The sequence below is a fragment of the Shewanella sp. 1180_01 genome (genome assembly GCF_052850535.1).
The window spans coordinates 1-19,835 of sequence record NZ_VXCT01000067.1 but is presented as its reverse complement, the minus strand read 5'-3'; the positions used below and the strand labels follow the sequence as shown (position 1 = coordinate 19,835).

Annotated in this window: 20 protein-coding genes; 16 read left to right on the top strand and 4 right to left on the bottom strand. The window is 42.2% G+C overall.

The window, feature by feature from the left end:
• The first annotated feature begins 124 nt into the window (after positions 1 to 124).
• Positions 125 to 388 (top strand): hypothetical protein, encoded by a 264-nt coding sequence (locus tag FW758_RS21910; RefSeq protein ID WP_446446511.1) that lies wholly within the window; start codon positions 125 to 127, stop codon positions 386 to 388.
• A 37-nt stretch (positions 389 to 425) separates the two neighbouring features.
• Positions 426 to 749: a hypothetical protein gene (locus tag FW758_RS21905; protein ID WP_012197840.1), complete on the top strand. Its 324-nt coding sequence runs from the start codon at positions 426 to 428 to the stop codon at positions 747 to 749.
• A gap of 74 nt (positions 750 to 823) precedes the next feature.
• Here the strand turns inward: FW758_RS21905 and FW758_RS21900 are convergent, their stop codons facing one another.
• Positions 824 to 2,446, bottom strand: a complete 1,623-nt coding sequence (locus FW758_RS21900; protein WP_014620475.1) for an AbgT family transporter — start codon at positions 2,444 to 2,446, stop codon at positions 824 to 826.
• Between the two features lie 572 nt (positions 2,447 to 3,018).
• On the opposite strand from FW758_RS21900, the gene FW758_RS21895 reads away from it, so the two are divergent.
• From FW758_RS21895 to FW758_RS21885, 3 genes are read left to right on the top strand one after another with little or no spacing between them, the layout of a single operon-like run.
• On the top strand, positions 3,019 to 3,585 hold the full coding sequence (locus FW758_RS21895; RefSeq protein ID WP_259582100.1) for a LemA family protein: 567 nt from the start codon (positions 3,019 to 3,021) through the stop codon (positions 3,583 to 3,585).
• Between the two features lie 49 nt (positions 3,586 to 3,634).
• Positions 3,635 to 4,672 (top strand): DUF3137 domain-containing protein, encoded by a 1,038-nt coding sequence (locus tag FW758_RS21890; RefSeq protein ID WP_446446510.1) that lies wholly within the window; start codon positions 3,635 to 3,637, stop codon positions 4,670 to 4,672.
• Positions 4,672 to 5,427, top strand: coding sequence for a lytic transglycosylase domain-containing protein (locus FW758_RS21885; protein ID WP_446446509.1), 756 nt, complete (start codon positions 4,672 to 4,674; stop codon positions 5,425 to 5,427). The genes FW758_RS21890 and FW758_RS21885 overlap by 1 nt, the downstream gene beginning before the upstream one ends.
• A 68-nt stretch (positions 5,428 to 5,495) precedes the next feature.
• On the opposite strand, the gene FW758_RS21880 is transcribed toward FW758_RS21885, so the two are convergent.
• Positions 5,496 to 6,341, bottom strand: coding sequence for a 23S rRNA (adenine(2030)-N(6))-methyltransferase RlmJ (locus FW758_RS21880; protein ID WP_006079458.1), 846 nt, complete (start codon positions 6,339 to 6,341; stop codon positions 5,496 to 5,498).
• A 92-nt stretch (positions 6,342 to 6,433) separates the two neighbouring features.
• Positions 6,434 to 8,698: an EAL domain-containing protein gene (locus tag FW758_RS21875; RefSeq protein ID WP_446446508.1), complete on the bottom strand. Its 2,265-nt coding sequence runs from the start codon at positions 8,696 to 8,698 to the stop codon at positions 6,434 to 6,436.
• A gap of 266 nt (positions 8,699 to 8,964) precedes the next feature.
• Between FW758_RS21875 and FW758_RS21870 the strand changes: the two genes are divergently transcribed.
• From FW758_RS21870 to FW758_RS21855, 4 genes are all read left to right on the top strand, one after another.
• Positions 8,965 to 9,711 (top strand): class I SAM-dependent methyltransferase, encoded by a 747-nt coding sequence (locus tag FW758_RS21870; protein WP_006079459.1) that lies wholly within the window; start codon positions 8,965 to 8,967, stop codon positions 9,709 to 9,711.
• Positions 9,712 to 10,030: 319 nt separating this feature from the next.
• Positions 10,031 to 10,579, top strand: a complete 549-nt coding sequence (locus FW758_RS21865; RefSeq protein ID WP_446446507.1) for a TnsA endonuclease N-terminal domain-containing protein — start codon at positions 10,031 to 10,033, stop codon at positions 10,577 to 10,579.
• Positions 10,576 to 12,429 (top strand): Mu transposase C-terminal domain-containing protein, encoded by a 1,854-nt coding sequence (locus tag FW758_RS21860; RefSeq protein WP_446446506.1) that lies wholly within the window; start codon positions 10,576 to 10,578, stop codon positions 12,427 to 12,429. Before FW758_RS21865 ends, FW758_RS21860 begins: the two co-directional genes overlap by 4 nt.
• Positions 12,430 to 12,431: 2 nt before the next feature.
• A complete protein-coding gene (locus FW758_RS21855) occupies positions 12,432 to 13,445 on the top strand; it encodes a TniB family NTP-binding protein (RefSeq protein WP_446446515.1) in 1,014 nt (337 codons plus the stop codon).
• Positions 13,446 to 13,556: 111 nt separating this feature from the next.
• On the opposite strand, the gene FW758_RS21850 is transcribed toward FW758_RS21855, so the two are convergent.
• Positions 13,557 to 14,078: a hypothetical protein gene (locus FW758_RS21850; protein ID WP_446446505.1), complete on the bottom strand. Its 522-nt coding sequence runs from the start codon at positions 14,076 to 14,078 to the stop codon at positions 13,557 to 13,559.
• Positions 14,079 to 14,297: 219 nt separating this feature from the next.
• Between FW758_RS21850 and FW758_RS21845 the strand changes: the two genes are divergently transcribed.
• The 7 genes from FW758_RS21845 to FW758_RS21815 all read left to right on the top strand — a co-directional run bounded on the left by FW758_RS21845 (position 14,298) and on the right by FW758_RS21815 (position 19,732).
• Complete coding sequence (locus tag FW758_RS21845) at positions 14,298 to 14,609, top strand: helix-turn-helix domain-containing protein (protein WP_011718593.1); 312 nt, start codon at positions 14,298 to 14,300, stop codon at positions 14,607 to 14,609.
• A 240-nt stretch (positions 14,610 to 14,849) separates the two neighbouring features.
• Positions 14,850 to 15,152, top strand: a complete 303-nt coding sequence (locus tag FW758_RS21840) for a hypothetical protein (RefSeq protein WP_446446504.1) — start codon at positions 14,850 to 14,852, stop codon at positions 15,150 to 15,152.
• 343 nt (positions 15,153 to 15,495) lie between these two features.
• Positions 15,496 to 16,173: a hypothetical protein gene (locus tag FW758_RS21835; RefSeq protein WP_446446503.1), complete on the top strand. Its 678-nt coding sequence runs from the start codon at positions 15,496 to 15,498 to the stop codon at positions 16,171 to 16,173.
• Positions 16,174 to 16,410: 237 nt separating this feature from the next.
• On the top strand, positions 16,411 to 16,779 hold the full coding sequence (locus FW758_RS21830) for a hypothetical protein (RefSeq protein WP_446446502.1): 369 nt from the start codon (positions 16,411 to 16,413) through the stop codon (positions 16,777 to 16,779).
• A 300-nt stretch (positions 16,780 to 17,079) separates the two neighbouring features.
• Positions 17,080 to 18,477: an AAA family ATPase gene (locus FW758_RS21825; protein WP_446446501.1), complete on the top strand. Its 1,398-nt coding sequence runs from the start codon at positions 17,080 to 17,082 to the stop codon at positions 18,475 to 18,477.
• Entirely contained in the window at positions 18,470 to 19,120 is a 651-nt protein-coding gene (locus tag FW758_RS21820; protein WP_446446500.1) for an HNH endonuclease, read from the top strand. The genes FW758_RS21825 and FW758_RS21820 overlap by 8 nt, the downstream gene beginning before the upstream one ends.
• 222 nt (positions 19,121 to 19,342) lie before the next feature.
• A complete protein-coding gene (locus FW758_RS21815) occupies positions 19,343 to 19,732 on the top strand; it encodes an H-NS histone family protein (protein ID WP_006081626.1) in 390 nt (129 codons plus the stop codon).
• Positions 19,733 to 19,835: the final 103 nt, after the last annotated feature.

Below are 19,835 nucleotides of genomic sequence, written 5' to 3'. Positions count from 1 at the left end.
TTTCTAAACTAAAGCCCTGCAATTGCGGGGCTTTTTGTTATTTTAATGCTGTTAGTTATAAAGATGGATAGGCACTGTGCGCGAGTTCTGGCATATTGCGCTTAGGCCGTTAAGAGGACAAAACATGGATGATGCAGCATTGGAATTGCAAAAACTAGATGCACTACTTGCAAAGGGTAAGTGGTACTTTATTTTAGTCTTTGGCGTACTTTATTGGGGTATGATGACGTCCCTCGTGGTTGCCTTAATCCATTATTTTATCTCGGGCGATCCATTCTGGGCGGAACTGCAAAGAGCGCTCTATATTTATCCTATTGGCGGTATTTTATTTGGTTGGTTTGCGTGGGTGCAGATTCATCGTAAGCGAGATAAACTGCGCGTTCAATAGCATCAATAGTTCTGGTTAAGCTGAGTGTAGGGGTGACATGGTGTTTTCGTGGGGTAATCTTGCAACTAAGCAACTTATCGTGGGAATGATATGCCATAGCATAGCGCTGGCGTTTTTGGCCTATGGTGTATATGCGTTTTACTTGCCGGCGCTTGCTGTGCCCGAGTTAACCCGCTGCGTCGGTGCCGCCGTGTTATTTGTCGGCATGGGGTTAACCCCGCAGTTATTTTTTATGTCAGTGAGCCAAATAGTGTCGCAAGCTAAGGACACGCCAGAAAAATCCACACTGCAGACCTATATGTTTAATCTAGGCATGTTTTTGCTCATTTGCAGTCTGTTGATGGAATGGTTATACGACTAAATCTACGGGTTTTAGTGGATCAACCCGATAAAGCAAGGGCGTCGACTTCATCATCGACGCCCTTTTTATTGAGGTTAAGGCGTGTAGTAAGTCGCTGCGCCTGGCCCGACTGGCAGACCAAAACCAAATACCCACAGGAAGAAGAACGCTGTCCAACCCACGAAAAACACCAGGGTGTACGGCAGCATAGTGGCGATCAGCGTGCCTATACCGAGGTTTTTCTGGTAACGACAGGCGACCGCTAATATCAAACCAAAGTAGCTCATCATAGGCGTGACTAAGTTCGTCACTGAGTCCCCAATACGGTAAGCCGCTTGAATTGTTTCGGGCGCATAACCGACCAGCATCAGCATAGGCACGAAAATAGGAGCGGTAATGGCCCATTGCGCCGAGGCGCTGCCGAGCATCAAGTTGATAAAGCCGCAAAGCATAATAAAGAACAGGAACACAATAGGGCCAGTCAAGCCTATGGATTGCAGCCCATCGGCCCCTAACACTGCGAGTACCGCACCTAAATTACTCCAGTTGAAGAAGGCGACAAACTGCGCGGCGAAGAAGACGAGGACGATGTACATGCCCATAGTGCTCATGCTGTGGGACATGGCATTGATGACATCTTTATCATTTTTGATGCTGCCCACTATTTTGCCGTAAATAAAGCCCGGTATGGCAAAACAGATAAAGATGAAGGCGACTATGCCCTTGAGGAATGGCGAACCTGAGATAAGGCCAGTTTCTGGATGACGCAGCGGCGCGCCTTCTGGTACGACTGAAAGCGCTAGGATAACGGCGAGCACTAACATAGATAACCCCGCCCATTTTAAGCCACGCTTTTCAATCGCACTAACGCTCTCCATCGACTGTAATACGGTTTCATCCGCATCATCACCTTGGTATTTGCCTAACTTAGGCTCGACGATTTTCTCGGTAACAAAGGCGCCAAGGAAAGTGATCACAAAGGTGGAGACAAACATGAAGTACCAGTTCACTTCTGGGCCGACGTTGTACTCAGGATCTATCATGCGCGCCGCAGCTTCGGTTATGCCCGATAATAAGGGATCGACAGTACCCAGTAACAAGTTTGCGCTATAGCCTCCTGAAACCCCCGCAAAGGCGGCGGCTAAACCGGCCAGAGGATGGCGACCAAGGGAGTGGAAAATCATCGCCGCCATAGGGATAAGCACCACATAGCCAAGCTCGGCGGCCGTGTTGGACATAATGCCGGCAAAGACTATGGTCACAGTAACCAATCGCTTTGAGGCGCCCATGACTAGGGCGCGCATGGCGGCGGATAATAAGCCGGAACGTTCTGCAATCCCGACGCCGAGTAGTGCGACGAGCACAGTGCCAAGCGGCGTAAAGCCAGTAAAGTTAGTCACCAGATGCGAGACTATCATCCGCAAGCCTTCGGCGTTCATTAGGCTTACCACATGGATTAAACCATCGGCACTGCGGCCGTGGGAACCAATAGGTCTTGGGTCAACAACGGTCAGGCCAAAGTAACCCGCGATACCTGAAATGACGACCACAGCGACACAGAACAGCGCGAATAGGGTGATTGGGTGGGGGAGAAGATTACCTAAGCGTTCAACAATATTGAGAAAACGCACAAACCAACCACTGGCGCTGATATCGCCATGTTGTGGATCTGGCTCCGAGGCCTTTTTTGGGGGGATATCGCCGGAATTGAAACTCATCGTTCTTCCTTTATGTCGACCTTTGCGCAGCGCACTATCTTTGACCCTAGAACAGACGCGAGGCATAGCCGACGGCCGACTGCGAATAAGGTGGCTGAGGGGATGACTCTGGCAGCAAGTATTCTGGGGGAAAGCTAAGGTAAAAGTTAAAAAATTAGCCGGAAAGTATGATTGTTAAGTTTTAATTGAAACTTAAATGTTGCGATTGGCTGTGTAGAAGTGATGAGGGCAAAATGGGGATAAAAAAATGGACTCTCGAGGAGTCCAGTATTCACGAGCAAAATTGGATGCTCTAATGTTGTGCCAATACACTATAGACCTTGTTTGCTGTATCGGAGCTGAATATCGTTAAATTTATATTTTAATTGCGCTTTTTAATGTGCCGGATCACAGTTTACCGCCTAAAGAGGCGAGTTTTGCTGGTGGTTGAAGCTCCAGATCACCACTTTCACCATTGCCAGCTCTGACCAGAGAATAATTTCATCGTCTTAACCTGTGCCATAGGTGAAATTTCCACTCATTTATGATTAGCTGTATCCTGTTAACAAGAATAAGAAACCTAAGGATGGAAGATGGAAAAATTGTTATTGGGATTAACGCTGATTTTTATCGTGACCTATCTTTGGTACGTCAGCTTAGTCAAAAAGCGCAATACCGCACTCGAGGCCCTGTCGGGTATTGATGTACAACTTACTAAGCGTGCCGATCTTGTGCCCAATATTCTAAAAATCGCTAAACGATTTATGGATCATGAAAAGTCGTTGCTCACTGAAATCACCGAATTACGTACTCAGCTTAGTCGTAATTATAACAAGGCAGATCCGAGTGCCGTTAAAGAACATTTAGTTCAGGCTGAGCAGTTGAACGACAAAATGGGCGCCTTGATGGTGAATGTGGAGAACTATCCTGAGCTCAAGTCCGACAACACTATGCTGCAGGCGATGCAGACCTATAACGAAGTCGAAGCGCATATCTCCGCTGCGAGACGTTTCTATAATTCGGCAGTGTCAGAGCTTAATACTGCTGTTGAAATCTTCCCTGGCTCGATTATCGCTTCAATGGCGAGTATTAAAGTCATGCCTTTTTATGAAGTGAGCGAAGCGGCAAAAGCGCCCATAGATGCGGCCGAATACTTGTAAGCCTAGCTGTGCAGGGTGAGCTATCACCCTGCAATACTATGATATCAATATGAATATTTTAACCTTCATTTTAGGTAGCCCGATTCAGACTTATCGGGGTCATGTTGGTTTGTCTGCGGATTTGGATGAACTTCCTCAACTCGAAGCGTATTACGAAGAACACCTCGCCCCCATTAGTCGTAAATATGAAAATAAGCGTGTGGCCTGTCTTAAGGCGGCGCGTAAACGTTTATATTTGAGTTTAATGATAGTGCTTGGGCTGAGCTTGCTCACCGTTATTGGCTACTACAGTGGTCGCGCGTATTTCCCGCCTTTACCTTTGCTTGCCTTAGTTGGCTTGAGCTGGTGGAGCTTTGCACCGACTCGAGATTTTAAACATTTGGTTCAGCGGGATATTTATCCACTGATGTTTAAATATTTCGGTGATGATTTTGTTTATAGCCGTGAAATGCGCCTCGATATGAATCGACTCGTTGCGGCTAAAGTGTTGCCGCAATACGATAAAGTCAGTTTCGGCGACTATATTCAAGGCCGCTATAAAGGCGTTGAGTTGACGATTAATGAGCTCACCTTGACCAAGAATGTGCAAGTCGAAGAACTGAATGCCAGCACCCATAGGCGCAGAACCGTTACCCGCACCGAAACCCAGTTTAGTGGCTTAGTGGTTGAGCTTAGTAGCCATAAAGCGTTTATCGGCCACACTGTGGTGCTGAGGGATCGCGGTGGTTTAGCGAATTTCTTGTCCGACAGCCATGCTGGACTAGTACGAGTCAAACTTGAAGATCCACAATTTGAAAAAGAGTTCGACGTGTTTTCAACGGATCAAGTGGAGTCTCGCTATTTGCTCAATACGGCATTTATGGAGCGCTTACAGGAACTTGCTAAGCATTTTGGCGGAAATATTCAATGCGCTTTCTTTCGCAATAAGTTGATTATGTTCCTACCAAATCGCAGAACGCGTTTTCAAATGCAGTCCATTTTTAATGGCGCGACCTTTTCAGCAGAATTTAGTCAGATAAACCGAGAGATGAAGCAACTCTTTGCTATTATTGAAGTACTTAAACTTAATCAGCACACGGGACTTTGATGTTGCCCACTCGCATAGTACCGACTCGCCCATCGATGGCTGCGGCCTTGTTATCGCCTCACCGCCTTGCCGTGTTGGGTCTGTGCTTATGGTTGATATCGAGTCTGATGGCGAGCGTAAAAGCAGAAGAGACAAGCGCAAAGCCTAAGCCGCGTATCGTTGCCAGATATTCAGAGAGCGGCATCGTCAGCCGTGAAGGCTTAGAAAAACTCAAAATTTATCAATACCAACAAGCCAATGGCGTCACTGTATTTACCGATAAAGCCCCTGCCAATAACCCGTATCAAATTTTGTTGTATGACTGTTTTGCCTGCCGCCCCGATTCAACCATAGATTGGAATGGCATCCGATTATTTACCGCCAATTATGATGCCCTGATCACCCGTGCGGCCCATAAACATCAACTTGACCCCGCCTTAATCCGCGCCGTGATCCACGCAGAATCAGCCTTTAATGCGCGTGCATTGTCGCGTACTGGCGCGATGGGATTGATGCAATTAATGCCTGAAACGGCCAAAGAAATGGGTGTGGCAAATGCGTTTTTACCCGAAGAAAATATCTTAGGTGGCAGTAAGTATCTGGCGCAAATGCTAAAACAGTTTAACGGGGATGTGGCCTTAGCCTGCGCGGCCTACAATGCGGGGCCGACAACTGTGGTGCAGTACAATGGCATTCCGCCCTATCCTGAAACCCAAGCCTATGTTGAGCGGGTGAAAATTCTATTGAAGCGTTATCGCGAGCAGAAGGGCGTTTAGCTGTAGACTTTGTGAACTAAAATCAAGCGGCGAAAACCTGAGATCATCGCCGCCATTTGAGTAGAAGGTTATTCGCCGACTTCCCATTTTACTGTGATGTTACCGTCCGCTTGTCCGAGTGTCTTACCTAAGTAATCCATTAATTCGGTTGCGATTTCATCTAACTGCCATGGAGGATTGATGATCCATAATCCTGCTGCAGTCATGCCAAATTCATCCGAATCGGGTTTAATCGCCTGCTCGATTCTTAGCTGACGTTTAATACCACTGCTGGCGAGACGCGATAACATGCCTTCGGTCTGAGCGCGATTTACCACGGGATACCAAAGCATAAACACGCCCGTGGCAAAACGTTTATGCGCTTTGATCAGGGTTTCGGCTACATCTTGATAGTCGGTTTTCATCTCGTAGCTAGGATCGACGAGCACCAGAGCGCGGCGCTCTAAGGGTGGCACTGCGGCGATAAGGCCTTTTAAGCCATCGCCTTTGATCACTTTTACTTGCCTGTCTTCGCAGAAATAATCGTCCAGCAACACATAATCAGTGCTGTGCAGCTCGTGCAGCACCATGCGATCTTTAGGCCCCAATTCCATGTCTATAATGGCGGGCGAACCTGGGTAGAAGTTGAGTTCGTCAGGATTTTCTTCATTAAAATGACGCACGGCGGCGACATAGTCCTGCAGCGACTGCGGCAGATCAGTTTTATCCCAAAGCTTAGCTACACCTTCGAGGTATTCACCGGTTTTTTGTGCAAATTCATCGCTTAAAGCATAACCACCCGCACCCGCATGGGTATCGATATACACGAGTGGTTTGTCTTTCTTGTGCATCAGCTGCAAGGTTTGAAGCAAGATGGCGTGTTTCAACACATCGGCATAATTGCCAGCGTGATAACCATGGCGGTAACTTAACATGGGGGATCCTAGTAATTTGCAAACAAAGCAAAGAGAGGCAAATGCCTGACGCCAATTATACCTGCGATGCTTGTAGGCGTAAATTTAATGCCTTAGTTGGCGCTCTTTTTATTGGCGAACCAGTGTGTGGGCGTTTGCATTTGAAAGGTTTTCAGCCATAGATTCGCTGGTGCGGGTTTACCGAATAGATAGCCTTGAAATTGTTCACATCCTAGCGCCGTGAGTTGCAATAACTGGGCTTCGGTTTCGATGCCTTCGGCTATGACGTTGAGTTTTAAGCTCTTGGCTAACAGGATGGCGGCGTTGACAATTTGGGTGTGGCGTTCACTAATGCCCATTTGACTGACAAAGCAGCGGTCGATTTTAATCGTGTCGGCACTGATATCGATGAGTTGGCTTAATGACGCATGGCCAGTACCAAAATCGTCAATGGCGATAGAAACTCCCATGCGAGCTAAGGTGTTTAGGCGTCGGCCCGTTTCTTTATGGGTTGAAAATACTGAGGTTTCAGTGATTTCAATTTCTAATAATGGGATGAGTTCGGGGTGATTCATATAGGTTTGGATCAACACCTTAAAGAAGCGATCCGACAATATATCCTGCCCAGATAAGTTGAAGGCTATCCTGACCAGAGGCACATTTTTCGGCCAAGAACGGATCAGTTGTAGTAATTGCCTGAAGACTTTTATTGCAAAAATCGCCTGTAATTGGGATGACTCTATGATGGGGATAAACGTGTTCGGCATAATCATAGTGCCGTCTTCATCGAACATTCTTGCCAGCGCTTCAAAGCTAATAATGTGGCCATCTGCCCTTACTTTAGGCTGTAGCCACATTTCCAGACGATTATGTTTCAATGCGTCGCGAATTTTAGCTTTCTGCGATGAGGCTTCGAGAAGATTATTAATCAAACCAATGTAATACACCATGACTGGGCTAGCTTGGGTGGTTTGTTTAATGGCAATTAAACATTGCTCTGCGGCTTGCTGCGGTGAGGCTTTATTACCCGAGCTGCAACCGACTCGGCACTCGAGGTGATATTCAATCTGTTGTTCTTGTTTGAGCTGCAGGTTTGTTGGAATACGCTCGCGTAATTGTAGCGCGAGGTTTTCGGGGGAGATCAGCGGCAGGCTGGTAAACTCAAGCGCAAACGAGGCTCCCCTAAACCGGTATATTTTTGCGTGATGCCCAAAGCGATTTTTGAGTTCGGCCGCAAAGGCTTTTAGGATGGCATCCCCGACGCTGATACCGAATGCCGCATTGATTTGACTCAGATTATCAATTTTGACTAAGGCGACTGTCATATCCAAATGGATCGTACTTGGGGCTGGGTTATACCAGTGATTCTCGTTGGGTAATCCGGTCACTAAATCATAGAAATGTGTGCTGATATGGTGCTTTTTAAGTCGGCTTAGTTCAATCGCATGGTTTGCCTGTTCTGTGACATCGTGGCAGTGAAACAACAAAGTGTCATGGTGCTCTAATGAGGCTTTCTGCAGCAGATATTTAATACTGTTATTGTTCTTTAAATGGGTCGGAAACGCGGCCGCCAGTAAATTTGTGCTGGTATCTTCGGTAAGTTCAAAAATGTCACATAGGCGAGTGCGGTTTAGTGTGACCTCTCCGGCGATTTCTTTGGCCGCATTATTCAGGTTGAGGATCACGCCGTCCTCATTACAGAAGAAGGACGCGGTACCATTATTTTCAAAGATTTCAGCATATTGATCTAAGGTACGTTGCCGATCATTTTGATGCTGGATCATTTGCTGCGCATGGACTTTCTGGGTTTTTAGTAGGCGCATCGCCGACAAGGGAATACAGATATTAAAAAAGACAAACAGCAAGCCATTCAGATAAGCGTGGGTCGCAGGCAGACTGATATCAATATCAATAATCGGGGGAATATTTTGGTTACGCAGTAGCAGTAGAAAAGGCAATACATTAAAAAACATCAGAATAACGGCTACTTTTCTGCCAAATAGAAAAAGCGCCATTAAGGGCAAGGTATATAAGAAGGTAATCCCTGCCTGGGATAAGTTAAAGTCTGGAATAAACAAGAGTATAGAAATACAGGCGGCAATGACCATAGCCAGCAGGCTTATTGAACTGGCGAGTAAATATTTGCGGGTAAACCATAAAGCCAAAAACAGCACAGTTAGAAAACTGACCGTAATGCTGATAATAAAAGCGAGGTTTAACTCATACGCAATTAAAGAGCTATGCAGCACTATGCTAGTGGTCAAAATCGCGCCACTGAGCAGAATAATCCGCAATAAGCTGGTTTTTAATATTGTTCTATCAGGATTTAAAAAGTCTTGATCCCTAATAAACAAAAAACCTTTTAGCCATTGAAGCAAAAAGAGTCCTTATCCCATACGGAAGTCACGCAGGTTGACTGGGGATATAACATATAACATAAATCACTAAATTGTTATACAAATAGATTACTATCTTTATAAATCAGTGTATTACAGTGTGATGCTTGTTTGAATCGTTAAGGGCGCACTGCGACAAATTGACTAAGACAGTGATGAGTTTGCTGATGTGATTTGCTGACTGGCATATTCATAAACCAGATTTTTAGGCATAATGGCCATCATTTTCGTTGGTTAGAAGACAGCCTGTGACCCCGATTTTTTTCAATCAGCAATACCCAACACTTGTGGATATTTGTGCACGTTGGCAACTCGTCTACGATGCGAATGCGACCTTCGAATTGCGTTTTGAATCAGATACTTTATCACTGCATAAACGCGATGAGCCTAAGCTCGATGGTATAGTGGTGGACTTTGTGACTGGCGCCGTCGCCCATAGACGCAAGTTCGGTGGTGGTCGCGGCCAATCCATCGCTAAAGCCGTGGGATTAAAGCAAGGGGTAATGCCAAGTGTGGTTGATGGCACTGCGGGTTTAGGACGCGATGCGTTTGTGCTCGCAAGCCTTGGTTGCACTGTGACTATGGTTGAGCGTCATCCTGTGGTTGCGGCATTGCTTGAAGATGGTCTGCGCCGCGCCTATCAAGATGCTGAAATCGGTGATTGGATGCGTGAGCGGATGCGTCTGTTCCATGGTTCGAGCCTTGAAGCTCTATCTAAATTGGCACAAGAGGTGGATGTGGTGTACCTCGACCCTATGTATCCCCACCGCGATAAATCGGCCCTCGTTAAAAAGGAAATGCGGGTATTCCAATCCTTAGTCGGTGCCGATTTAGATGCCGATGGTTTACTCGCCCCCGCTTTAGCTTTAGCAACGAAACGTGTCGTCGTTAAGCGCCCAGACTACGCCGAAGATTTGGACGGGGTTAAGCCTAATACAGTTATCGAAACTAAGAAAAACCGTTTCGATGTCTATGTAAAAGCCGCGATGAAATAGGGTAGGCTTGTGCTTAAAGCGAACATTGTGTGTTGTTGTCGCTGAACCCATACATTGACAGAATATACCCATAGCTTGACAAATTTAACTCATTCAATGACATAAAAATGGATTTTGTAATTACAATACAGAAGCTATTTTCTTTAATATCAGTATCTTGGCTTTCAAATAACCCATAGTTTGACAAATATTTGTATCTTAGTACACTAAATGTACATTATTTGTGCGAATTTAACTCATGTACATAAGAAGCTTACGCAAACCATCACCGAACAAAAACGTATTTAAATTCGCTAGCGCAAAAGTTAGCGAAACGATAATGTGTGAAAGTTCATTGGAGTTTGATGCGTGCTTTCATCATGAATACAATGATTGTATAGAGGTGTTTGGTAGCCAGCCTGAAGGGTTCTATTACGCTTTTGAGGGCAAAAGATTGCCCTATACTCCTGATGCGATAATTCAGTTTTTTGATGGGACAGTAAAGTTCCATGAATATAAACCTTATAGCAAAACATTCGATCCAATCTTTAGGGCTAAATTTCTAGCAAAGAAAGCGGCAGCTCAGTCTTTAGGTGCAGATCTTATCTTGGTCACTGAACGTCAAATCCGTGTAAACCCGATTCTAAATAATCTTAAAATTTTGCATCGATATTCGGGAGTTTACGGTTTGAGCGACATTCAAGTTGAACTGCTCAATCTTATAAAAAAAACAGGGAAAATTAGTGTTAACGATGTGGCTGCAAAGCAATCATTAGCATTAGGGGAAATCCGTTCACACTTGTATTCCCTTATGCATAAAGGATTGGTGAAGGCGAACTTAAGCCAGGATGATCTTGGTTGTAATCCAGCGGTATGGTGCATTGAATGATGGATTTTGAGGATGAATTTAGTGAGTCTGAATTAGTTAAAAAACCAGATACCCCCATTCAATATGTGAAGTTAGAAGATACAGCATTAGTCAAAAGAGACTTAGATACCTTCCCTGAATTTTTAAGAGACAATGCGTTAAACAAATATCAACTCATTGTCTTCATAGACAAAAAAATTTCTGGTGGGTGGACTCAAAAAAATCTAGATCCAATTCTTGATGTTCTTTTTACTACGGCCATGGACAAGCGGCCTAACTGGCGAACGTTAGTCCGTTGGCGTAAAAGCTACATTGAAAGTGATGGTGACCTTGCATCATTAGTCGTTAAGCGACACAAAATGGGTAATAGAACAAGTCGAGTTAAGGGGGATGAAGTTTTTTTTGAGCAAGCACTAACTCGTTTTCTAGATGCCAAAAGACCTAGAGTATCTACAGCATATCAATACTATAGAGACGCCATCACAATTGAAAATGAGAGCATTGTTGATGGACAAATTCCTATCATTTCTTATAAAAGCTTTAACCAAAGAATAAAGTCATTACCTCCTTATCCTGTTGCAGTAGCGCGGCATGGTAAATTTAAAGCAGATCAATGGTTTGCATATTGCTCATCCTATATTCCCCCAACGCGAATATTAGAACGGGTAGAAATCGATCACACTCCACTAGATCTAATCCTGATTGACGATGAATTATCTATCCCAATTGGCAGACCTTATTTAACTTTGATTGTTGATGTTTTCAGCGGTTGTGTTTTGGGGTTTCACTTAAGCTATCGGTCGCCTTCATATGTTTCAGCTGCCAAGGCAATAGTACATGCAATAAAACCTAAATCACTTGAAGGTCTTGATATAGAGCTTCAAAATGAGTGGCCTTGCTATGGTAAATTTGAAAACCTAGTTGTGGATAATGGAGCTGAATTTTGGTCGAAAAGTTTAGAGCATGCCTGTAAAGAGGCAGGAATAAACATTCAATATAACCCAGTTCGTAAACCTTGGTTAAAGCCTTTTGTAGAACGTTTTTTCGGGATGATTAACGAATGCTTTTTAGCCGAAATGCCAGGTAAAACCTTCTCGAATATTCTAGCAAAAGAAGACTATAAACCGGAAAAAGACGCCATTATGCGCTTTTCTACTTTTGTTGAAGAATTCCATCGCTGGGTTGTTGATATTTATCATCAAGATTCAAACTCACGTGAAACACGAATTCCTATAAAACAGTGGCAGCGTGGCTTTGATATTTACCCGCCACTAAAGATGAGTGCAGAGGACGAACAACGGTTTACTGTGCTGATGGGTATTTCAGATGAGCGAACATTAACCAGAAATGGTTTCAAATTTGAAGAGTTAATGTATGACTCTACTGCTTTGGCCGATTACAGAAAGCATTACCCACAAACCAAAGAAACCATCAAAAAAATCATTAAAGTCGACCCTGATGATCTATCGAGTATCCATGTTTACCTCGAGGAATTAGGCGGTTATCTTAAAGTCCCCTGTACTGATAATAGTGATTATACCCACGGTTTGAGCCTTCATGAGCATAAAGTGATTAAGAAAATTAATCGTGAAATTATTCGAGAAGGGAAAGATAATTTGGGGTTAGCTAAAGCGCGTATGGCAATTCATGCTCGAGTAAAGCAAGAACAAGAAGCGTTTCAAATATCTAATACAAAAGCGAAAATTTCAGGGCTTAAAAAGCAAGCTCAACTTGCAGATGTGAGTAATACAGGTCAGGGGACAATACGCCTCGAAAGCGAAGAATTGCTCCCTTCTTTACCTAAAAATTCAGAATCTAATATTAGTAATCTTCTCGAACACTGGGATGATGATGTAGAGGCTTTTGAGTGAAAATGTTATCGCCCCATCAAATTGAACAGTTACAAAGATTCAGTGATTGTTTTGTTATGCATCCTCTAGTCAAAGACATTTTTAATGACTTTGATGAATTAAGACTAAATAGGCATTTTCAATCGGATCAGCAGTGCATGTTACTGACTGGAGATACTGGTGTAGGTAAAAGTCATCTAGTTAACCACTATAAAAAAAGTGTTCTGGCCAGCCAAAATTACGGACGAGAATCAATGCCTGTTCTTGTGAGCAGGATATCAAGTGGTAAGGGTTTAGATGCCACCTTAACTCAAATGCTTGCAGATTTAGACCATTTTGGTAGCTACCAGAGAAGGAAGCGTGGTTATGCGACAGATTTAAGGAAAAAGTTAGTTGAAAATTTAACTAAGGCTCAAGTTGAGCTGCTAATCATCAATGAGTTTCAGGAGTTAATTGAGTTTAAAACAGGATCGGAACGGCAAGACATAGCTAATGGTTTAAAGTACATCAGCGAAGAAGCTAAGATACCTATTGTACTTGTTGGAATGCCTTGGGCTGAACAAATCGCTGATGAGCCACAATGGTCATCTCGTTTAGTTCGAAGAAGGAAGCTTGAGTATTTTAGTTTGCAAAAAGATAGCAAGTTTTTCCGCCAATACTTAATGAGCTTGGCCAAATTTATGCCTTTTGATATTCCGCCAAAGCTAGAAGATAAGAATTTTGCAATTCCGCTGTTTGCAGCATGCAAGGGTGAAAACAGGCTGCTAAAGCATTTACTGATAGAGTCGTTAAAAATAGCATTAAGGAAAGATGCAAAAAACCTCGATATTGAGTATGTTAGTGATGCCTACGATTTAATTTTTCAGAATGAAAATAGGCCCTCAAGTAACCCATTTATGCAGCCTCTAGATAACATATTGATTTCTGAGGTCGTTAAGCTCTCTAGGTATAATCCTAATGCTATGAGTCCTGAAGACATGTTAGTCGCGCGTGAATTTTCGACGCCCAAAACACTAGCTCAGCTATTGACTAAATGAGCCATTTTTCGGCTACAGGCTACAGGCGTTCCCAGTTAGTCTGAAGATGTACTCTAAGATTTTCTAAATCTAACCCTCAGTGAACGGCCAACATTACCCCTTTCGATTTCACTATGAAAGCCCTTTAAGGTCAGTTAAATAGGCTTCAATGGCTTTGATTTTTCCCGCAAGTGTAGAGCCCCGATTTCGAGCATCTAAGTAACGGGGGAAAAGATTAATCTTAGAGGAGGGAAGTGCTTCGTAGAGACGTTTAAGCTCTTCTACCTCACCAATACAACCGTGAAAACCTTCTTGATATTGATGGAGTGTAGCTTGGAGTTGCTCTATTTCAGGTAGTTTAGTTGGTGATACTTCTATTTTCGTAAGACGTGGTTTACTCGGCATTAGGCGAGTTATATCAAATAAAGAGGTTTTTTCAAAAACAGTCCGTTTCCCAGAAGTTATTTTCTCTAAAAAACCAATGTTTGAGAGCTTTGAAAGAGTACGGCGCACGATTTGTTCTGACTCTCTTGGCAAAATCGAAGGATTTACTCTGACCATCTGACTTTTTATTTGTGTAACAGTGAGTTGCTGCCTCTCATCAACAATAAGAATGGTGAGTAATGTTGCATTTATGCGGATTATTTTCGGCATCAGAATATTTACCAATAGTCTTTATTTTCAATATGTAATGTGTCACTCCATGACGTTATTCCAATATTTCACTTTGATTTCGTTCTGCGAATATCCCCGCATTGCGTAATTGGTGTGGAGCTTGACAACTAACGATAAAAAGCTAAGGATTCCTTAGTATACCTTAAGTCAAAAAACTAAGACAATCTGAGTTATCAAAGGACAAATTATGTTGAAGCTGTGGCCGATAAAATTATCAATCCATTACCTCTCAGGCTCAAACAAGCTCGCACTGCTAAGGGGATTAGTCAAAAACAGCTGGGTATCCAGCTAGGTATGGAAGTGGGCACTGCGAGTGCGCGTATGAATCAGTACGAAAAAGGCAAGCATACACCTGACTACCAGACTTTAAAGGCTATCGCTGATGAATTAGGTGTGCCAGTCGCTTACTTTTTTTGTGAGTCGGAAAGCACGGCTAAATTGCTATGTTTACTTGAAAAAATGACAGAAGAAGAAAAGTCTAATTTGATAGAGCAAATCACAAAATCATAAAATATTCGTGGTGATTTTTAGCTAGATTTTGAGCGGCCCGTCTCAGAAGATAGCTCATCGTACTTCCATTATTCGTCTAAGGCTGCCGCACTAATCGTGTTTCTATGCTGTTAAGCTAAGTCTGTTAAAGCAGTAATTAGGCAAAGGAAAATACCATATCCCAGTCGAAAGTTCTTAGTTGAGTTGATTTAGTTTTAACTTTTCCCAAATAGATAGTAAGTACAGTCAAGGTGGTGAATTGTGAAAAATAAAGTTAAAGGCATTTCATTTGCAACGGTTAAAGCTGCGGCATTCAAGGACCCCGTTGTTCTCGAAGCCTACTTGCTTGAACGAGCCTCAGAATCAAATCGGATTGATATTGAATTGTTCATGACTAAGCTCAATGCTGTTTTAAGTGCTATTCCTCAGAAGGATATTGAGTTGTGTGATTTGGCTAATGAGCTAGGAATTGTTTTGGCCTCACTATCGGGTAATGAAAAGCATACCGAAAAGGAGTGTCTTAATGGGATTAGACATGGCTTTTCATTGACTAGAACGACATAATTTTCAGTCTACATATGTGCTCATCAATATTAGCTCATCACTGTTGCATGTTTGGATCTTTCTGGTTTGTGCTTCAGACACGGATATTTAGATTGTTCTTGAGTTTTTATTAGTAGTTTCCGCTTCGCTAATCTACGGTTATAACTCATTCTGTGGTGGTTATACGCCTATTTTCCTTCTTCTTAATGCAAAGTTCCTCTTGTGGAGGCCGCTAGTAAATTTGCAACACAAAATGATTACCGCGCTACTCTCTTCAAAATAGAATGTAGGCTAGATTCACTTGCTTGCAACATTTTATAGTGTTATCAATAAACTAACTCTAAAATTTCAGTGAAATTGCATTATGAATGAGTCTCGTCTACAAACACTGTTTACCGTATTGCCAGTCATTTCTGCGGCATTGTATTTTATGGGAATTACGTATCATCAGAGTTATCTCGCGGTGTTTGGCCTTGATGATTCACAGTTCCCACTCGCATCAGATAAATCTCTAGTGTCTGGATTCCTTGCTTTGATGATATTTAGTTTCAAGCCAATGCTGTACGCGATAATAGCTGTTTGCACATTGGTTTTTACGGTGATTGTTACAGCAGTACTCTCTTCTTATCCAAAGGTTAAACATTGGCAATCTATTATTCTTGCCCGATTAGCTTCGTTAAAACTAAAAAATAGCCCTTCAGAAGCAATGCACAATCTCGTAGATAAGAGCACAATCATTTATGGATACAGTGTTGGTATCTTTTTATTGGTGCTTTCTCTTGTGTTAGCTACTGTTTTATCTGGAAAAATTGGCAAAGAACAGGCCGTTAAAGAAATAGGTCTGTTCAACGATAAGGTTGGGGCGTATGCCATGCTTCATTCAAAGTTGCTCCCAACCCCCATACGTGTGAAGCAGATCATCTGTAGTCCAACTCATTGTGCCTTTTGGCTTGGTAATGAGACCTTGGTTATTCGGCATGATAGTGTTGAGCGTGCTCTAATGTACAACCCCGCAATACAGGGGATGCAAAAAGAGAATTAATGGTGCGCGTTTTAATCGCCTCATGAGCTAAATGCCTATTAAATGTTAAGCCAGGCTTTGTTTCCTAATAGTGAAATCCAATGTTTGTCGGGTTTAAATCAAAATAATATTCTGATTACAGATAAACGACTGACGATGAAACAAGGGTTTTAAGCGCCATACTGGCGTTCAGGAAGTACTCTGTAGTTATTTGTGCTTTTAGGAAACAAAGCCGTTAAGCCATATAGGAGAATGCGTATGTCGAAGAAGCCTTCTGATATTTTTAACGAAACAAACTTCGTTTTCGGCTCAAAAAGTGATTTCAAGGACGCATATCCTGAAATTCAGGAGATGTCTATTCATGTTACAGAGTTAGAGAGCCTAATCTGGATGAAGGAACAGGTGACACATCATCTCACACTAGGGCGCCCCAGCGGTGAATACATTGATTGCACCAATCCATCATGTGAAGGTGGAGGTTTTTCAATGGGTAATATTTTACGTGAAGCGATAAGCGGCAAGAAAGAAAAAATAGAAAAAAATATTACCTGTCATGGTGCTGAAACCTCAGGAAGACGGTGTATGCATGCTTTTAAAGTCAGTAGTTCTGTCAAGTACAAAGCTTAATAAAGCGCAACTATTCGTAATTCTTCGGTGTTATTGCGATTTAAGGATGAGTAAAGTTTTAAAGTACATGTATGTGAGTCAGTCTAGGCAAGTCTGATTCTCGCCACAAAACTCTCTATTTGAGCTAACCTCGAGTTAACGTGCTTTTGCCCCAAAACGTGTTTCGCACCACCAAGCTTGCCCTACTGCATCACGCTTTATTGACAAAATTTTAGTAATGCTACTGAGTCACTAGACTAATAGTGAGGATTCTCTATGGTATATTAAAATATCTATAGTTATTTTAGTTAGGAAAAGTTAATGGCGTTTAGGGCAAGAAAAATTAGAGGTATTTCACTATTTGAAGGCGAAAGCTCAGCGAATAACGCTTTTACACTTGTCATTGGAAACAACGGATGTGGTAAAACTCAGCTTTTGTTGGATATATGCAACTACTATCAAATGCTATACGGTGAGCTGATAAGGTCGAAATCTGCTGACTTACAAGTAATACGTAGAGATTTTTATAAGAATGACTATAGATGGGATATGGTTGAGAGAGCTTTTGGGTACCCAATACCTCAAAAACTCATTTGTGCATCAACTAGCCAATTCGAGAAGTTTTCCGAAAACTGGAAACTTAAGAATGACTTTGTCCAAGGTGGGTATTATGCCTACATTGGTTCTAAGCCTTACATTCCTAATCGTCTACCTTCTACACGCATAGCCTCAACAGCTTTAAACCAACTTCTTGCTAGGGATACATATGATAGTCGTAAGATAAGGTCTCTTAGAGAGTTTTTATTAAGCTTTGGGTTTGGTGATGTTCTGAAAGTGACTCTGGAGCCTATATTATCACGAGATGAATTAAATAAAATTATTAATGGGGACAATGACACTACCCCTGAAACACAAATAGCACTACGAAATGCCTATGAACACTATGAATTAGAGGATTTGAATGAGCTAATCTTACTAATAGAATCGATCATAGATGAGCCAAGGATTTTGCTATGTTTTAGTGACTCAGGTGTTCTCCTAAACTCTGTAGATTCAAGTAAAAAAATAATATATTCATCTCGGGAACTAGCAGATTTACTTATGTCAGGTTTAATAAGTGTTGCAGACATTGAAACAGTAAAGGATCAACACTTTGATGATCTAGGCTTATCAGACTCAGCCAAAGTACGACCTCTAGCCTCAAGAAGCTCTGGTGAGCAGTGCCTTTTTTTGCTATTTCTTGGAATCATTTCCTCTATTGATGACAATTCTCTGATCCTGATTGATGAGCCAGAAATCAGCTTACATCCTTCTTGGCAGCAAAAATTTGTAGAAATATTGAATAAATCCTTAAGTGCATATTCAGGGTGCCACTTTGTAATTGCAACTCACTCCCCACTTATAGTTTCAGACATCGCTGTTAAAAATTGTGAAATCTTAGATATGACTGAACAAGAGCTTAAAAGCGCTTCTGAGCATAGTTTACGTTCCTCCGACTATCACCTCGCCACTCTTTTTCACAACCCGGGTCGCAGTAACGAGTACCTCATAAAAACAGCTATTTATATATTTTCTAAGGTAAAAGCAGAAAAAAAATTTGAGACTCAAGAATTAGAAAAACTCAGAATGCTCAATGACCAACTACCATCGCTAGATAAAAATGATCCAGTTATAGAGTTGGTGGAAATGCTCAATGAGGTTTATCGTAAATATGGCTGATATTAAAAAGGGGGTTATTTTTTCTCAAGAACAGAAGAAACTGATTAAGGAGATTATTAAACATGAGAATTTCTCTCACAATGACTGGACCAAGGAGGAAAAAAAAGAACCCTTAGAAGCTTTAAGAGTGTATATCCGTAAACACTACAGAACAGAGCAGAAAGCGAAATGCGCTTATTGCAAAAAAGACGTCAGTGTTCGATCTGCGTCAAATTGCCAAGTTGAGCACATTGCACCAAAAGATAAGTATAAGGATTACATGTTTCACCCTAAAAACTTATGCGTTGCTTGTGCAGATTGTAATGAAATTAAATGGAATCATGACATTATAAAACCACCTAAAAGTGGAAACATAAAGAGATATCCATCTTCGTCAGGAGCGTTTTTATTAGTCCATCCGCACTTCGATGATTACACCGATCATATCGATATTTTTAGTGACCGCTGGTACGTTGATAAAACTAAAAAAGGGCATTTCACTATTGGGTTGTGTAAATTGAATCAACGCTCTGTTGATTTTGGCTATTTTGCCCCTGATGAAGTGATGGTTTTAGCTGAAGATCTTCGCGACGCAAAAGCGAAAGGCTCCAGTCAACTGGTGGATTTAATCAAGGAGCGCATACGAAAGCTACTTGATGAATAAAAGCGCTGGGCATTAGCAATCTTAATTTACTTGTTTACTTTTAGTAATCCTGTGGTGACTAAATTTGACAGTTTGTCACGATAATGCGCAAAATACGTCGATTAAGCGCTATAACTCGCGAAAATTGCACTTTAACTTCTATTAAATTGAATCTCTTTGTGTATTCATTACAAATTGAAAATCAGCTATATTGTTGCGATACAAACTTATCAGGGAAATACAATGTCTGAATTCTTAGAGATCTTAACTCATGCTCGTCGCTTAAAAGCTTCTGTTAAAGAGTTATCTGTTGCTGAACTAAAAGATGTATACGAAAAGTTAGGCAAGATCGTTGCTGAAAGAGAAGAAGAAGCGAATGCTGAAGCCGAAGCAAATGCTGAGCGTATCGCTAAAATTGCAGAACTTCAGAAGATGATTGAGTCAGCTGGTTTATCACTTGATGATCTTGGCGGTGTTACTGCTAAAGTAAAAAGCACAAGAGCACCACGTCCAGCTAAATATTCAATCGTAGTTGAGGGCGAAACTGTCACTTGGACAGGGCAAGGTAGAATGCCAACTATTTTCAAAAAACAAATTGAAAATGGCCGTTCAATCGAAGACTTTTTGATCTAAATTCCCCGTCTATAACAGAACAGACTGATGAAAGTCTGTTCTGCCCCAATGTGAGTTACAGGCGATAAGCTGCAGAGATATGTAATAAGTCCTCTTGGCCTAC

What these genes read in the sequence shown, in the direction of transcription:
- FW758_RS21855 (WP_446446515.1), top strand. Translation starts at nt 12,432, where the DNA reads ATGTTATCGCCCCATCAAATTGAACAGTTACAAAGATTCAGTGATTGT.
- FW758_RS21815 (WP_006081626.1), top strand. Translation starts at nt 19,343, where the DNA reads ATGTCTGAATTCTTAGAGATCTTAACTCATGCTCGTCGCTTAAAAGCT.
- FW758_RS21860 (WP_446446506.1), top strand. Translation starts at nt 10,576, where the DNA reads ATGATGGATTTTGAGGATGAATTTAGTGAGTCTGAATTAGTTAAAAAA.
- FW758_RS21825 (WP_446446501.1), top strand. Translation starts at nt 17,080, where the DNA reads ATGGCGTTTAGGGCAAGAAAAATTAGAGGTATTTCACTATTTGAAGGC.
- FW758_RS21880 (WP_006079458.1), bottom strand. Translation starts at nt 6,341, where the DNA reads ATGTTAAGTTACCGCCATGGTTATCACGCTGGCAATTATGCCGATGTG.
- FW758_RS21910 (WP_446446511.1), top strand. Translation starts at nt 125, where the DNA reads ATGGATGATGCAGCATTGGAATTGCAAAAACTAGATGCACTACTTGCA.
- FW758_RS21895 (WP_259582100.1), top strand. Translation starts at nt 3,019, where the DNA reads ATGGAAAAATTGTTATTGGGATTAACGCTGATTTTTATCGTGACCTAT.
- FW758_RS21820 (WP_446446500.1), top strand. Translation starts at nt 18,470, where the DNA reads ATGGCTGATATTAAAAAGGGGGTTATTTTTTCTCAAGAACAGAAGAAA.
- FW758_RS21850 (WP_446446505.1), bottom strand. Translation starts at nt 14,078, where the DNA reads ATGCCGAAAATAATCCGCATAAATGCAACATTACTCACCATTCTTATT.
- FW758_RS21865 (WP_446446507.1), top strand. Translation starts at nt 10,031, where the DNA reads ATGTGTGAAAGTTCATTGGAGTTTGATGCGTGCTTTCATCATGAATAC.
- FW758_RS21835 (WP_446446503.1), top strand. Translation starts at nt 15,496, where the DNA reads ATGAATGAGTCTCGTCTACAAACACTGTTTACCGTATTGCCAGTCATT.
- FW758_RS21830 (WP_446446502.1), top strand. Translation starts at nt 16,411, where the DNA reads ATGTCGAAGAAGCCTTCTGATATTTTTAACGAAACAAACTTCGTTTTC.
- FW758_RS21885 (WP_446446509.1), top strand. Translation starts at nt 4,672, where the DNA reads ATGTTGCCCACTCGCATAGTACCGACTCGCCCATCGATGGCTGCGGCC.
- FW758_RS21905 (WP_012197840.1), top strand. Translation starts at nt 426, where the DNA reads ATGGTGTTTTCGTGGGGTAATCTTGCAACTAAGCAACTTATCGTGGGA.
- FW758_RS21900 (WP_014620475.1), bottom strand. Translation starts at nt 2,446, where the DNA reads ATGAGTTTCAATTCCGGCGATATCCCCCCAAAAAAGGCCTCGGAGCCA.
- FW758_RS21890 (WP_446446510.1), top strand. Translation starts at nt 3,635, where the DNA reads ATGAATATTTTAACCTTCATTTTAGGTAGCCCGATTCAGACTTATCGG.